Origin of the sequence: Gracilibacillus caseinilyticus (genome assembly GCF_022919115.1) — a bacterium.
Lineage (GTDB): Bacteria > Bacillota > Bacilli > Bacillales > Amphibacillaceae > Gracilibacillus > Gracilibacillus caseinilyticus.
In genome coordinates, this window is record NZ_CP095072.1 from 4,052,371 (window position 1) to 4,067,111 (window position 14,741).

At 34.5% G+C, this 14,741-nt stretch carries 15 protein-coding genes and 3 pseudogenes; 1 reads left to right on the forward strand and 17 read right to left on the reverse strand.

What is annotated here, in order from left to right:
• Positions 1–272: 272 nt before the first annotated feature.
• Positions 273–605: pseudogene (locus MUN88_RS19520) on the reverse strand (MerR family transcriptional regulator).
• 297 nt (positions 606–902) lie between these two features.
• Here MUN88_RS19520 and MUN88_RS19525 point away from each other — a divergent pair.
• A pseudogene (locus MUN88_RS19525) lies at positions 903–1,809 on the forward strand (aldo/keto reductase).
• A gap of 1,322 nt (positions 1,810–3,131) precedes the next feature.
• On the opposite strand, the gene MUN88_RS19530 reads toward MUN88_RS19525, so the two are convergent.
• The 16 genes and pseudogenes from MUN88_RS19530 to MUN88_RS19610 form a co-directional block, all read right to left on the reverse strand.
• The gene (locus MUN88_RS19530) at positions 3,132–3,911 is read right to left on the reverse strand and encodes a sulfite exporter TauE/SafE family protein (RefSeq protein ID WP_244718399.1); all 780 of its coding nucleotides are present in this window, start codon (positions 3,909–3,911) and stop codon (positions 3,132–3,134) included.
• 53 nt (positions 3,912–3,964) lie between these two features.
• Positions 3,965–4,192, reverse strand: coding sequence for a sulfurtransferase TusA family protein (locus MUN88_RS19535; RefSeq protein WP_244718402.1), 228 nt, complete (start codon positions 4,190–4,192; stop codon positions 3,965–3,967).
• Between the two features lie 29 nt (positions 4,193–4,221).
• On the reverse strand, positions 4,222–5,349 hold the full coding sequence (locus MUN88_RS19540) for an MBL fold metallo-hydrolase (RefSeq protein ID WP_244718405.1): 1,128 nt from the start codon (positions 5,347–5,349) through the stop codon (positions 4,222–4,224).
• A 57-nt stretch (positions 5,350–5,406) separates the two neighbouring features.
• A complete protein-coding gene (locus MUN88_RS19545) occupies positions 5,407–5,763 on the reverse strand; it encodes a DsrE/DsrF/DrsH-like family protein (protein WP_244718408.1) in 357 nt (118 codons plus the stop codon).
• Between the two features lie 62 nt (positions 5,764–5,825).
• Positions 5,826–6,401 (reverse strand): sulfurtransferase TusA family protein, encoded by a 576-nt coding sequence (locus MUN88_RS19550; protein ID WP_244718411.1) that lies wholly within the window; start codon positions 6,399–6,401, stop codon positions 5,826–5,828.
• Between the two features lie 55 nt (positions 6,402–6,456).
• A complete protein-coding gene (locus MUN88_RS19555) occupies positions 6,457–6,747 on the reverse strand; it encodes a rhodanese-like domain-containing protein (protein WP_244718415.1) in 291 nt (96 codons plus the stop codon).
• Between the two features lie 12 nt (positions 6,748–6,759).
• Entirely contained in the window at positions 6,760–7,062 is a 303-nt protein-coding gene (locus MUN88_RS19560) for a rhodanese-like domain-containing protein (protein WP_369810006.1), read from the reverse strand.
• Between the two features lie 99 nt (positions 7,063–7,161).
• The gene (locus tag MUN88_RS19565) at positions 7,162–7,641 is read right to left on the reverse strand and encodes a DsrE/DsrF/DrsH-like family protein (protein WP_244718420.1); all 480 of its coding nucleotides are present in this window, start codon (positions 7,639–7,641) and stop codon (positions 7,162–7,164) included.
• Between the two features lie 51 nt (positions 7,642–7,692).
• Positions 7,693–7,920 carry a sulfurtransferase TusA family protein gene (locus MUN88_RS19570; RefSeq protein ID WP_244718423.1) on the reverse strand — a complete coding sequence of 76 codons (228 nt, stop codon included), beginning with the start codon at positions 7,918–7,920 and terminating at the stop codon, positions 7,693–7,695.
• An 87-nt stretch (positions 7,921–8,007) separates the two neighbouring features.
• Positions 8,008–8,268 (reverse strand): metal-sensitive transcriptional regulator, encoded by a 261-nt coding sequence (locus tag MUN88_RS19575; RefSeq protein ID WP_244718426.1) that lies wholly within the window; start codon positions 8,266–8,268, stop codon positions 8,008–8,010.
• A gap of 647 nt (positions 8,269–8,915) precedes the next feature.
• Positions 8,916–9,305 (reverse strand): DUF302 domain-containing protein, encoded by a 390-nt coding sequence (locus MUN88_RS19580; protein WP_244718429.1) that lies wholly within the window; start codon positions 9,303–9,305, stop codon positions 8,916–8,918.
• A 520-nt stretch (positions 9,306–9,825) separates the two neighbouring features.
• Positions 9,826–10,584 (reverse strand): annotated as a pseudogene (gene istB, locus MUN88_RS19585) (IS21-like element helper ATPase IstB).
• 752 nt (positions 10,585–11,336) lie between these two features.
• Positions 11,337–11,948 carry an NAD(P)H:quinone oxidoreductase type IV gene (gene wrbA / locus MUN88_RS19595; protein ID WP_244718431.1) on the reverse strand — a complete coding sequence of 204 codons (612 nt, stop codon included), beginning with the start codon at positions 11,946–11,948 and terminating at the stop codon, positions 11,337–11,339.
• A 209-nt stretch (positions 11,949–12,157) separates the two neighbouring features.
• Positions 12,158–12,550, reverse strand: coding sequence for a DoxX family protein (locus MUN88_RS19600; protein ID WP_244718434.1), 393 nt, complete (start codon positions 12,548–12,550; stop codon positions 12,158–12,160).
• Positions 12,551–12,654: 104 nt separating this feature from the next.
• A complete protein-coding gene (locus MUN88_RS19605) occupies positions 12,655–13,935 on the reverse strand; it encodes a diguanylate cyclase domain-containing protein (protein WP_244718437.1) in 1,281 nt (426 codons plus the stop codon).
• The gene (locus MUN88_RS19610) at positions 13,932–14,717 is read right to left on the reverse strand and encodes an EAL domain-containing protein (protein WP_244718440.1); all 786 of its coding nucleotides are present in this window, start codon (positions 14,715–14,717) and stop codon (positions 13,932–13,934) included. The genes MUN88_RS19605 and MUN88_RS19610 overlap by 4 nt, the downstream gene beginning before the upstream one ends.
• Between the last annotated feature and the right edge of the window lie 24 nt (positions 14,718–14,741).

The window sequence follows — 14,741 nt, forward strand, 5'->3', positions numbered from 1 at the left end:
TTATCCATTAAACAGTTGATTAGCAGCATATAACAAAAGGTATTATTTCCCTGTAATTACTACCTATATTATAAAGTGTTTTTAACATGTTATCCAATTATATAATCTCGTTTATAAATTAGTGATCACCACAAAAAACTGAATAACCATAACAGTCTAGTCATCCAGTTTTCATTCATAATGATGGTATTTTCTATTAGAATCAAAAACGTTAGGAAACTTGGATATTTCACCTAAAACAGTTCCATTCACGATATGTGCCCCTTGGAAAATTAAAAATCCTTTAACGATTTTTCTTTGAGGACAACATGACTTTCGTAATTATTGATCTTATAATCTAATCAATCTAACGCATTATTCATCTGATTAATTCGCTCTTGAAGTACCTCTCGTTGATCCATTAACAGTTCAACTCTGGCTGTTATCGTGTCATCTCCAGCTCGAAAAAGGGTTATATACTCAATTAATGTTTCAATAGATAGTCCTGCATTTCTCATTTATCTACTAAACCCTATCCACTTTATATCTTCTTCATCAATGGTGCGAACACCATTGTGATCACGTTGAATGGGGGGGATCAACCCGATTCTCTCATAATACCGGATTGTATCAGCAGAAACATTCGTTTTTTTGGCTCACTTCCTTCTTATTCATATTATTCACTTCTTTCTTATAGAGTTATTTCACGGCAAATTTCATTGTAATAAAAAGTTATTAATTCTAGCTTATCACAAACAATACTACCGGTTAGAGTACACTCTAAGTCAACTGAAAAATTCTTGAATTGAAGTGTACTCCAGCATCTATTATCAAAGAAGATTTAACAAAAGGAGGAAACATGCATGTAATATACAAATGTGGGAAATACTGGTATCGATGTATCTCGAAATTGTCTTGGTTGTATGGGTTTTGGTGATCCAGATAAGTGGTTTCACCCTTGGGTATTGAAAGAAAAAGAAAGTCGGCCCATTATAAAACATGCGTTAGATTTAGGAATTAATTTCTTTGATACTGCTAATGTCTATTCAAAAGGAGCAAGTGAAGAAGTGGTTGGAAAGGCGCTAAACGACTTTGCGAATCGAGACGAAATAGTTCTTGCGACCAAAGTACACTTCGGCAGTGATCGGCCTAATGGTTCTGGACTTTCGAGAAAAGCCATTATGAGTAATATTGATAAAAGCTTACAACGACTTGGAACAGATTACATTGACCTTTATCAAATTCATCGTTGGGATTACAATTCTCCTATCGAAGAAACAATGGAAGCATTACACGATGTAGTTAAGGCTGGCAAAACTAGATACATAGGGACGTCTGCTATGTACGCCTGGCAATTTTAGAAAGCACAACATATTGCTGATAAGAATGGCTGGACTTCCTTCATTTCCATGCAAGATCATTTAAACCTTATTTATCGTGACGAAGAAAGAGAGATGCTACCTCTGTGTAGAGAAGAAAAATAGGGGTTATTCCATATAGTCCTCTTGCTGCCAGAAGATTAACTCGTGACTGGCAAGAGACTATTGAGCGTTCTAAAACAGATGATGTACAAAAATCAAAATACGATCCTACAGCCAAGCATGATAGAGTAATAATTGAACGCGTTGCCGAAATCGCATAAAAATACAATGTCCCGCGTGTTCAAATTGCCCTTGCTTGGCTATTACAAAAGAAACCGTTTCTGCTCCAATTGTCGGAGCTACGAAAGTGTCTCATTTAGAAGATGCGATAGCTGCACTCACTGTTACATTGTCATCTGAAGATATAGCTTATTTAGAAGAATCGTATTTACCACAAAGTGCGTTGTAAAGCAGTTGCAAGTGGTAGACCCATTATAGTATTCAACAAAAACAGTTGCAGAATTAATTCGGCAGCTGTTTTTCGCTAACCTTCACTATTTACCTAACAATTCACACTAAATATAAAGACATAATTATTTGGAAATAAATTCAGTTAAAAGTATAGTAATTGTAAAATATTACTAACAAAGGAGTTAACGAAATGAAAATGGAGGAAGCCGCATACTTGGCAGACAGGTATTATTGATGGTGATGGAACCATAACTCTCACACGCATGCATAAAAAAACCATAGACGTCTATGTATAACAATTGCTTCTACAGTTTTAGCACTTCTAGAATATGTACATTTAATAGCTGGTGGGAAAATCTCTAATAAGAAAAACTATAATCCTGATAGTTTTAAAGAGTCTTATGTTTGGAGCATTAAAATAAAAAGTAAGGTGTTGTGTTTATTAGAAATGATCCTTCCCATCCTTAGAATTAATAAGAAAAGAAAGCGTGCTGAATGGATTTAAAGCATTATAATACCGTCACAGTTAGAAACGGGAAATACTCAAAGCAACAATTGCAAACAAAATTGAGTTTGAAAGTAATTTTTTCAATCTAACATCATATTAATTCAATTTTAAAAATGTGACGTAAACCATAATGATTCCAACAATTGATGCCAAAGGGTTTCACAGACAATATAACCTAATGGTTTTGTTTAAAAAATGTAGTAATATTAAATATCACTACATTTTTCGAATTATTCGTATACTTTAGGAAAGGTTATCGTTTATTTTTTATTAGCAATTATTTACTAAGTCCAGCTCATACACTTGGAATTTTTCATAATATTCATCATTAAATATTCACTAAGGTTGATTATAAAGTACGGTAATTATTTTTATAATTGGACACATAAAATGTTGAATATTCTAAAGCCTCTATCACACTTTTTGATTCCTGTCCTCACAAATGACGAAAGGGAGATTATGATCGCAAGAAGGTACCACATCCACCATGTCATTCACCATAATTTCCCACGTGTTTTACCACTTGATTTCAGTTTGAGTTTAATTACCAATATAAAAAACGCGAAGAAAAGGCTTATTGTTTCTGCAATCATAACTGATTGAGGAATTACATTATTAATGAATAGTATCGTTGTACTATGCAGCAAGACAAAGGCATTGTTCACAGAAGAAGACCACATTCATAGTTCTGGACAGTAAAATGAAATTTAGAGATATTAAAAGAAAAATAATTGCATATCCCAATGGTTGTTAATTTAACCAAAATAGGGAGATCCGTTGATCGGATCTCCCTTTAATTTCAATTAATTTTTTTAACTTAGAATATCCAACCAAATCTTAATTGAAGTTCCCAAAATTAACAATGCTAATATCCATTGTAGTAGTTTCGTATTTACTTTCTGTCCCATTTTCGCTCCTAAAGGAGAAGCAATTAAACTCGCTATAACCATAATAAACGCAGGAAGAAATTCGACCTGGCCAGTTGATATTTTCCCAACTGTAGCACCAATAGATGAGATGAACGTAATGGCTAAAGAGGATGCAATTGTCACACGTGTTGGTAACCTTAAAATAACTAACATAATTGGAACCAATAGAAAAGCCCCTGCTGCTCCAACAATACCGGCCCCTATACCTACAATAAGAGCAAATACTGCTGCTAACCATTTATTAAAAGTAACTTGATCTGGGGGGATATCATCTCTACCTTTTTTCGGTAAAAACATCATAATGGCTGCAAGCAATGCTAAAATACCATACACAAGGTTTATGATTTCTCCAGACATCATCCTTGAACCATAACTTCCTATAAAACTACCAATTAAAATACTTATTCCCATAAAGGTGATAAGTGTCTTATTTAAATAGCCACCTTTACGGTAAGCCCATACCCCACCAAGCGTTGCAAAGAATACTTGTACAGCACTAATACCTGAAACTTCATGTGCACTAAACGCTGCTAATCCAAATAATGGAGGAATATAGAGTAACATTGGATATTTTATGATAGATCCACCTACACCAACCATACCGGATATATAGGAACCAATGAAACCTATCAGAAAGATCGTTACGATAAATAGTAAATCCATTTCGTTTTACCTCCTATACGATAAAAGGGAACCTTATTGGTCCCCTTACATTTTTAGCCTTTTTTAATCCAGAACTTTAGTACACCAGCATCTTCTGAATCTTTTAGTAACTTATGACCACCTGACTTTGCCCATGCTGCAAGATCACTTTTTGCTCCTTTATCTGTCGCATGAATTTCTAAGACCTCTCCTGCTTCTAATTCATTGATTGCCTTTTTTGTTTTTACAATTGGCATTGGACATGCTAATCCTTTTGCATCTAATACTTTTGCTACGTTCATGTTAACATTCCTCCTAATATATATTTGATTTATCGAACAGCACAACGGTTTGGACCAATTTCCATCTCACGTTGTTTCTCATCATCTGGACTGATTTTCCCCATGTTTGTTTCACGGATTTCTTGGTAAGCATTTGGTTGTGGCGGTAAATTTTCCGTCACTAATTTTCTAAACTCGTTTTCGTCTTTCATGTTTAACCCATGGTTTTGAGTAAATAGAGTACCTAATTTTGCAGAAATACTACCGTCTTCATTTAATTCGTCAATAATCATAAAGTGGGCTGGAAGAACAATAAGTTCCTCAGACAATTCTCTGTAACGTGAGTAAAGACTTTCTCGTAAATCTGTTACCCAATCTTCTGCCATACCTGCTAAATCCGGTCTACCGATAGAATCAATGAATAAAATATCACCTGAAAGTAAGAACTTTTCATCGACAACAAAAGAAGTTGAACCAATCGTATGGCCTGGAGAATATAAAGCATGAATATTGATCGTTGTGCTACCAATGGTTATATCAATACCACCTTCTAATGACTGATACTCAAATGTAACATCTGTTGCATCTTTTGGCGGTAACCAGTACTTTCCATTTGTTTTTTCGGCTATTACTCTACCACCTGAAATATGATCCGCATGTAAATGTGTATCAAATACTTGTGTAATCGTTGCACCAATCTTTTCTGCAAACTCCGTATAGACATCTGTCATTCTTGATGCATCGATAATGGCAGCCTCACCATTTGAAACGATCATGTAAGATAGACAACCTTTTCCAATACGAACAAATTGATAAAGGACTCCGCCATTTTTTAGGTCCCCTACTTTAATAGGCTCTAAGTGTTCACTCCATGCCTTCATACCACCTTTTAGATAGGCAACATTTACCCCCTCTTCAGAAAGCATGTCAGCAACCATGACAGATGAACCCTCTTTTGCACATACAACTAGAATTTCTTTGTCTGATGGAAGTTGATCTAAGATACCTTCCACTCCATCTAATAAATCGAAATAAGGTACATTTAAATAATCAAAGTTTGCTCCTTCAATTTTCCAATCACTAAATGCATCTTCATTTCGGACATCTAAAATAAATAATTCCTCTTGGTTAATTACTTTCTGTGTTATTTCTCTTGCAGTCATTTCTCTTACACCCATTCAAATACCTCCATCGGTATAAATTCAGTTAAAAAAATATAAGATATTAATCAGTTGTTAAAATGTTAATGTTACATCAGCATCTTTTGCAAACTCAAGGAACGTTACGGCTCCCCCAACCTCAATACCATCTATAAACGCATCTTTCTCTAATCCCATAACGTCCATTGTCATCTGACATCCAATGAACGTTACACCCATTTCTTTTGCCATATCTACTAATTCTGGGATAGAAGGAACCTTTGCTTTTGTAAAGTCTTCTACAAAATGTTCTTTTCCACCTGGCATTGGAAGTTGTCGATACCCTTCTTTATGAATCAGATTCAATCCTTCAAAAGTAAAGAAAATGGCTACTTCTTGATCTGTTGCTGCTGCAGCCGTCGCAATGTTAAATACTTTGTATGCATCAAACAATCCGCCATTACTTGCAATAATCGCTACTTTTTTGTCATCTAATATACCTCCTTCATAAACTCCTAATCTACTGTTTTTTCAGTTTCACCTTCCCAACCGCTCATACCTGGTACAACATTTATGACTTGTTTAAACCCTTGGTCGGTTAGTTTTTGTGCTGCTAAATCACTACGATTACCAGTTCTACACACGATATAAATTGGAGTCTCAGGATTTAATTCGTTTAACCGATTCTCCAACTCACCAAGTGGTATTGATTTTGCCTTTGGGATGTGACTAAATACGTATTCCGCATGCTCTCTTACATCTAGCACAATCAAATCTTCACTGGATGAAAGTTTTTGCTCTAACTCATCATTACTAACGATATGAGGGTGTTTCTTTTCTAATTTTTCTTCTCCACTTGCTTTACGAAGGTAATGCTTTAATACATCGCCTTCTTCGAGAGTTCCTAAATACTGATGTCCTGAACTTTCTGACCATGCTTTAATATCTGCCTTTGATCCTTTGTCCGTTGCTTGAACTTCTATGACTTGTCCAGCCTCTAGGTTATTCATGGCTTTCTTCGTCTTTACAATCGGCATTGGGCATGCTACATTTTTCGCGTCTAAAATAACATCTGTTTTTATCATTTCCATGTTATACAACCTCCAATTTTAATTACCGTATAGGGTATATTTATTCCTAAAAAATTTATTCGATTGGCCCTTCCCATGCAAGCATTCCACCTGTCATGTTAATCACATTGAAACCGTGGCTTTCGAGAAATTTTAATGCTTGTGCACTTCTTCCACCTGAACGACACACCATAATATATTCTTTTGTTTTATCTAGTTCATGCATTCGAAATTCCAATAAGCCTAGTGGAATGTTTATTGCTCCAGGGATTGTTCCTTGTGCTATCTCACGGGCTTCACGAACATCAATTAAATTCAATCCCTCACCAAGTAAATTTTCAACTTGTGTTGTTGTGAATTCTCTCATTCTATTAACCTCCTAGCCCTTCCAGGTGCTTACGCCACCTTTTACATTTGTTATTTGTTTAAATCCTTGTTTTTTTAATACTTTACTTGCTTTCTTACTTCTCATTCCACTTTGGCAAATAACGACTACTTCTTTATCCTTTTTCAAAGTGTTTGCCTTTTGTGAAAGTTGATGTAAGGGGATATTTTTAAAGCCAGGAATATGGTATTGACCAAATTCACCTTGTGTACGAACATCAACAAATTGAAACCCTTTTTCTTTCAATAAACCTTTTAATTGAGTTGTATTGACCTGTTTTACCCCCTTCACAGGCATAAAACGTAGGGCAATAAAAAGTATAACTAGAGAAATAATCAGCGTATCAACACTAAAAACATTCAAGGAATGACCTCCTGTTCTCTTCTAAATAGGCTACTAGATAAATAAGTTTACATTTCCTTCTTCTGCGTCACCAATGTATGCAGCAACTCCGGCGTAATCAAGCCCATCAATTAACTCTTCTTTTTGTAATCCAAGAAGATCCATTGTCATTGTACATGCAATTAATTTCACATCTTGTTCTTGTGCCATTTCTATTAGTTGTGGAAGTGGCATAGCATTATGCTTTTTCATCACATGCTTTATCATTTTAGGTCCCATTCCTGCAAAGTTCATGTTAGAAAGGCCCATATTATCAGCACCGCGAGGCATCATTTTGCCGAACATTTTTTCTAGGAATCCTTTTTTCACTGGTACTTGTGCGTCTTTTCTAAGAGCGTTTAATCCCCAAAATGTATGAAAAATAGTTACCTCATGATCGTAAGCCGCCGCTCCATTTGCAATAATATAGGCTGCCATTGCTTTATCATAATCTCCGCTAAATAGAACAATCGTTGTTTTCTTTTTCTCTGACATTCTAATTCCTCCTCATTATACCGTGTGGGGTATGTTTGTTTGTAAAAAAATTTAACCTTTCCTAATTTGGAAGATAAATACACCGTTCTCTTCTTTATAGTCAAGTAATTCATGTCCAGTTGAATTTGCCCAAGCAGTTAAGTCACTCTTAGCACCTTTATCTGTTGTATGAACTTCTAGGACTTGACCTGTTTCAATTTCACTTATGGCCTTCTTTGTTTTAACAATAGGCATTGGACATGCTAGTCCTTTTGCGTCTAAAATCTTTTCAACTTTCATTTTTATCCCCCTCGAGCCTTTAATTTCAATTACCAGTACCCGTATAGGTATATGTTATCCTAAATAAAAAAGGATGTCAACCCTTTATTATCTGCTTTTTACAAGCATGTTAACAGCCTCTTTGACCAACTCATCGCTACTTTCCACATTTTCTTCTGCTTTTCTAACACATTCTATTAAATTGGCACTCACTAAAACACCAATTGTACGATCAATTGCGGTTCTACTAGCAGACAACTGGGTAATGATGTCCTTGCAATCTTTGCCCTCTTCCATCATTCTCAAAACACCTCTTATTTGACCTTCAATACGTTTTAAACGGTTCTTTGTCTGAACATCATATTCCATACTAGCACCTCCATATTAGATAAAGATTTCATGGTCCAATTCAGTAATAAACCTAGGTGTTTGTGATTCAATAAGTTGATTATATACCCGACTGGGTATTTTGTCAACGTGTTTAAATTACTTTATTTCTAGTTACTCACACATAACTTTTCTATACCTTTTCGATTTAACTTGTAACTCTCATTACATAGTTCTTGAGAAGATAGCGAGTAACTGACTACTTTAAAACCTTTCTTTCGTAATATTCGAGTTCCAACGTTCTTATCCAGAGTATTTGAACAGATTAGGTGTAATGGTCGATAAGGAATTTCGTTATAAAATCTATTCAAATAAGCAACTGGAATGTTAATTGCTTCATTCATTTGGTGATTATATGCAACGTTGTAATCTCTTATATCTATTACAACCTTATCACTAGACTTAATTACATCACTTATATCAAAATAGGACATACATAGAACAGGAACGTATCTTTTATAAATGCCTATTAGGATAGGCATACATAATAAAATGAAAATAAAATTCATCAATACCCTTCCACTCTCCTTAGCACCCATGAGCAACTAACAACTCGCATTATATACCCCGTATAGTATATTGTCAACAAAAGGAGACATAAACTGTTTTACATCTCCTTTTTTATTATTTCATACTATACTCTTGTCGATGCATCCAATTAGACGTCGCTCAATATCTTCGGCAAGTTCCTTTATCTTAGGATCATCCACCATACTCACTAAAGCCGTGGGTCTTGGCATACCTATTTTTGTTTTACCTTGATCATCATAAACTACGATTTTACAAGGAAGAAAATATCCAACCATTTGATTTTCACTAAGTATTCGCTGGGCTTCATGTGGGTTACACACTTCTAATACCATGTATTCCTTGTTAAAGTCTAAACCCTTTTCTTGTAACTTACCCTTAATATCAAATTCCCATAAGACACCAAATTTCTCTTCCTTTAGAGTTTCTTTCAATGAAGATATGGTTATTTGAATATTATTATTGGTTTCAACCGTGTAATCAAATTGCAATAGTATTCCTCCTTATATAATTGATAATCGCAACATAAACTGCATCACTAAAGTGAATGATTGACGGAGAAAAATCATTTTCAATTAGTATGTCTTTCATTTTATCTGAAGAGATTCTTTCGTGTAATGGCGGTCCCATTTCCATTTCTATAGCTTCCCATGTTCTAATCGCTTTGAATCTAATAACTTATCTGCTTTATCGGGGTTAAAGCGATATCCTGCCAAATCCTTCACACCTTTCCAAAAATTATTACAAAAAACACATACTAAATTAAAACGATTCGCGCTATAATTCCTAGTAATCATATATGTTTTAACTAGATTTTGATTTGGGGTGATAATAAATGAATTTACTTAAACTCTTTCTAAATGAAAAATGCCCAAATTGTAACAAGACTTTAGAAACAAAGAATTCAAGCATACTAAGTGCTTTTGTTATTAAATACTGCACTAAAGGTCGTTATCAAAAAGAGTATCATCCATCTGTGACCGTCAAGTAGAATGATACAATTTTTGCTCGTTAATTTGAAACACTTTGTTGACCAAATATAGTCTTTCTATATTTCATTCGCCAACTATCTTCATTCAAATGAATAATTTCCACTCAGTGTAGTATTCGATCTAATATTGCGGTAGTAATTGCTTGATCTCCTAACAGTTCTCCCCATTCTTTTGGTCCTTTATTTGAAGTCAAAATGATGGACGCTTGATGATAAAGGTCATTAATTAAATGAAAGAACATATTTGCTTCTTGTTTATCCATTGCCATGAACATTAGATCATCAATAATGACTAAATCTGCTTCTCTAATCCTTTTCATTCTTGTTTCTGCTTTCCTAGTAATTTCTTCAGTTTTTAACACACTTATTAGGTCTCCCATGGTTGTAAGTATTACTTTGAAACCTTCGTTTAAAGCCTCCATTCCTAATCCAATGGATAGGTGGGTCTTGCCAACACCTGGCGGTCCAAGAAGAATAATATTGTATAATTGCTCTATCCAGGTTAAATCCTTAAGCTGGTTTAATTTCTTGCTGCTTAATGATTTCTGTTGTTGTATATTAAATTCCTCTAAAGTGCTATAGAAGGGAAATGTCGCCCATTTGAATCGTTTTTCCAATTGCTTTTCTTCTCTACGGTTTTGCTCATAAGTTGTTACATTTCTTTTCAGTGCTTCTGTCTCCATTACCCCTCCAGAAATTTTATTTAATGGTGTCACCACCTCATCGTAATCGGTTGCTGTATCATCGACTCGTCGTTGTCGTTTCAGGTATGAAACGATATCGCTGAAATCATTCCTTTTGATACATTCACGCAGTGATGTTTAGCGAAATTATGTTTTATAAAACCTACCACATTTTCTATTTCCATTTACTCTCGGGATCAGCTTTTCTACATCCATTTAAATGTATTTTCATGAGCTCGAATTACATCTTGTGTTGTAAAAGGTCTATCTAACCATTCTTTGTATTTGTATCTTGAATTGGCTAAAACAAAAGCTATAAAGTTAAGCTTTTCATCTCTATTATCATGCGTTTTTTGTTTAGTATGACCAAAGTCGACTTGAATTTGCTCTCCCATCGGTAGGTAAATCAGGAATAGCTTCATAATCTCTAGGTGATGTTACTTTTTATATTTGCTACTCTTCTCTTAACTCTCTGACAAAAGAACGAACTGTATTTTCACCAATCTTCAAATCTTCATGCTTTTCTTGCAGCCAATCGTGAACTTGTGCAGCTGACATATCAGGATGTTTTTATACAAATCTAAAGCCTCGTTATCTTAAGTATACTCTTCCACAAAATGACGGAATAACGGATATTTTTGTTGCGCAGAAGTGTCAAATACGAAGAAGAGACGATCACTTAATAACGTAATCGTCCCAGAAAATTTTAAACAGTATCGTTGCTGTGCAACAGAAAATTGTTTTCGTTATTGCTTTTCTTCAACATGAGTTCTAGTTTGTGGAAACTTTTTTCGTTTACATACTAAAAAGGAGCCAATCATTTGGCTCCTTTTTAAATAAGAATTAATTTATTGATTTCCCTTTTTAACCCACTCTGCCACTGTAACAGTACGCTTAGCTTGATGCTTTACTGCAGCTTCTACGTCTTCAACCATCTTACCATCTTGATCAACTGTTACACTTGTTCCATAAGGATTTCCACCTGCTCCAAATAGTACTGGATCAGTGTAACCAGGAGAAGCAATGATAGCACCCCAATGCATCATAGAGGTATATAATGACAATATTGTTGCTTCTTGACCACCGTGAGGATTTTGTGCAGAAGACATCGCACTTACTACTTTATTAACTGTCTTACCACTTGCCCATATCCCACCTTGTATATCAAGGAACTGTTTCATTTGAGATGCCATGTTCCCAAAACGTGTTGGTGTACTGAAAATAATTGCGTCTGCCCACTCTACATCATCTGATGTTACTACTGGAACATCTTTTGTCGCATCAACAGTTGATTTCCATACTTCATTTCCTTCAATAACTGATTGTGGTGCTAATTCTTGAACTTTTAATACTTTAACCTCAGCTCCTGCTTCTTTTGCTCCTGCTTCTGCCCATTTAGCTAATTGGTAGTTAGTACCACCCATGCTATAAAAAACTACAGCTAATTTTACATTCGACATATTATCCATCTCCTTTGGTTTTCTAAATAGTTTGTCTAAAAATCCCATATTTTACACCCACTTATTTTTATTTCTTTATTCCTTATAAGAACCACCTTCATTGAAAATCAACCATTTCCAATGTTGCCCTGTTCTTGGATTCCTATTCAGATAATAATACATTTAATTCATATATCTAGATTTTGAGATATAACAGATAAAAAAATTTCTTAAGATTCCCTATTCTTAGATACTAGCTGACCGAGAGAATATAGCTTACTACCATTTAAGTTAATGTGAATTGCAATAACTAATAACACAAGGTCATATACATAACCATTTAGGAAACCATCAGGCAACTTAACTGTAAAGATTGCACCAAGCATGATAAGTCCAAATAGTAGTGCAACGATACGTGTACCTAATCCTAGAATAATTGCAATACCACCTACCAATTCAATGATAGCTACAACATAAGCTAGAAATCCTGGAAGTCCTAAACTATCAAACCAACCTACTGTATTCTCTATACCACCTTGAAATTTCGCTATACCATTTGCTAAGAAGACAACCCCCAACATAACACGAAGTAACAGTGTTCCAATTTCATTTTTATTAAACATTAAAAAATCCTCCTTAATTTATCTCTACATTGAATATTCCATTTAATATATCTCTAATTCAAGATATTCGTAATAATTTTTTACATTTTTTCAGAAAATCTAGTCTACTTAATCTCTTTATTAAACACATACTGATTTCTATCTACTTTAGCTTGATATAATGCGTCGTCTGCGCGATGAATTAATGTTCTAAAGTCTCCGCCGTTATCTGGAAATAGCGCAATTCCTATACTTGAAGTTACGTGGATACTTAAACCATCAATCTCGTAAGGTTTTTGAAACATAGTATGCATTCTTTCTGCAACATCTATTGTTTCCTTTCCCAGCGTGATTTCTTTCAGTAAAACAAGAAATTCATCCCCGCCAACTCGGCAAAGTGCATCTCCATTACGAACACATGATTTTAATCTGGTTGCAAATTGCTGGAGTAATTGATCACTTACATTATGACCAAAAGTATCATTTATTGCTTTAAACTTATCAATGTCAATATACATCAATGCAACTTTTTTGTTTTCTTTCTTGGCTATTTCAATTGATTCTGTAACAATTTCTGTAAAACTCCTTCTGTTTTTCAACCCTGTTAAAGGATCTTGATACGCAAGATGTTCCAGTTGTTGTTCGTATTTTTTCTTTTCAGTCACATCCCGAAAAACAATTTGTATATCTGGTTTCTTTTTACTACCAATCGGTATTATTTTTACTTCTGCATCAATCTCTGTACCATCACTTAGAGCAAACATACCAATCAATGTCTTAGGTACTCCCAATTTGTCATCTACATATACGTTATTTATCACATGCTGTATTTCGACTCTTCTTTCACTTGTTATAAAATCCCAAATAGATTGACCAGCAATATCTTCTAGGTTTTGTTTTCCAAAAAGTTTAACAGCAGATGAATTAGCAAATTCAATCTTATTATTACGCTGTTTTACTATTACTTCTGGTAAATATTCTACAAGCGTTCGATAGCAGTATTCACTTTCTTCAAGTTGCCTCTGAATTTGTAATTGCTCCGTAAAGTCCTTATACATCCCTATTGCAAGAATTCTTTTGTCATTAACTGACCAGTAAGATGCTAAGATATCCAACATCAAATCATGCTTACTTCTTCTTTTTGCAACCTCATAAGGGAAGTCTTGCCCATCTTTTAAATTACTTAATAGACTCTGATGTTCTTCTTCTGTCATATTGGTAATGAACGGAGGAAAAGTAATATCATGTAATTCCTCTAACTCCCAGCCAAGCATATGATTGAAGACTGGATTCGCGTCAATTACTGCTCCTCGATAGTCTATAGCAAAAATAGCATCTGTTGTATTTGTCCAAATAAGATCCAATATATTATATTTTTTATTAGGTTGATATACTAAATCCATCATAGCCACCCGATTCTTTGTTCGCCAGTATTATGAATATATGCTGTTTCCACTACCTCACTTGATAAATAGTAGTCTATAGACCCAGGTTTTCCTAACACATATCCTTGTGCATACCGAATTCCTAATGCTTTTGCCATGTATAAATCTTCTACTTTCTCTAAGCCTTCTAAAATAACAATTGGATCATCACCTAAGAGCTTAATTATGGATTGAATCGCCCTTTGCTTATCAAGGTTATATGCTAGATTCTGTGAAAAATAACAATCTAGTTTTACAATGTTTGGCTCAAGCTCCATAGCGTATGGTATGGTCGAATCACCTTTACCTAAGTCATCCAATGCAATTAAAAATCCTTGTTTTTTCATGTCAGAAACCATGGTTTTACACATCAATAATTCTGCTTCTTTTCTCTCTTCCGTAATTTCAAACACTATATTATGAACAGTTGGCTTTAATGTTGATTTAAGCTGCTCTATCCCCTGTATATTAAAATTATTTGCTATGTTGGACGGAAGGATATTGATGAATAAATGTTTTCCCTTTAGCTCAGATGCACGTTCATTTATTTCTTCAAATGCTTTATTTATGGAGTACATATCTAAATCAAAAAGCTTGCCTTTTTTTTCTGCATAACCGAAGATTTTCTCTGGACTATCCATGTCTTTTGAGCGAAGTAACATTTCATAGCCATAAACCTTATTAGTAGTTAATTCAACGATTGGCTGTACCATATGGTACAAGCTTTTTTTGCTTAGGTATGGACCTAAATTTATATTATTCACCAACCACAATCCTCAACTCTCTAT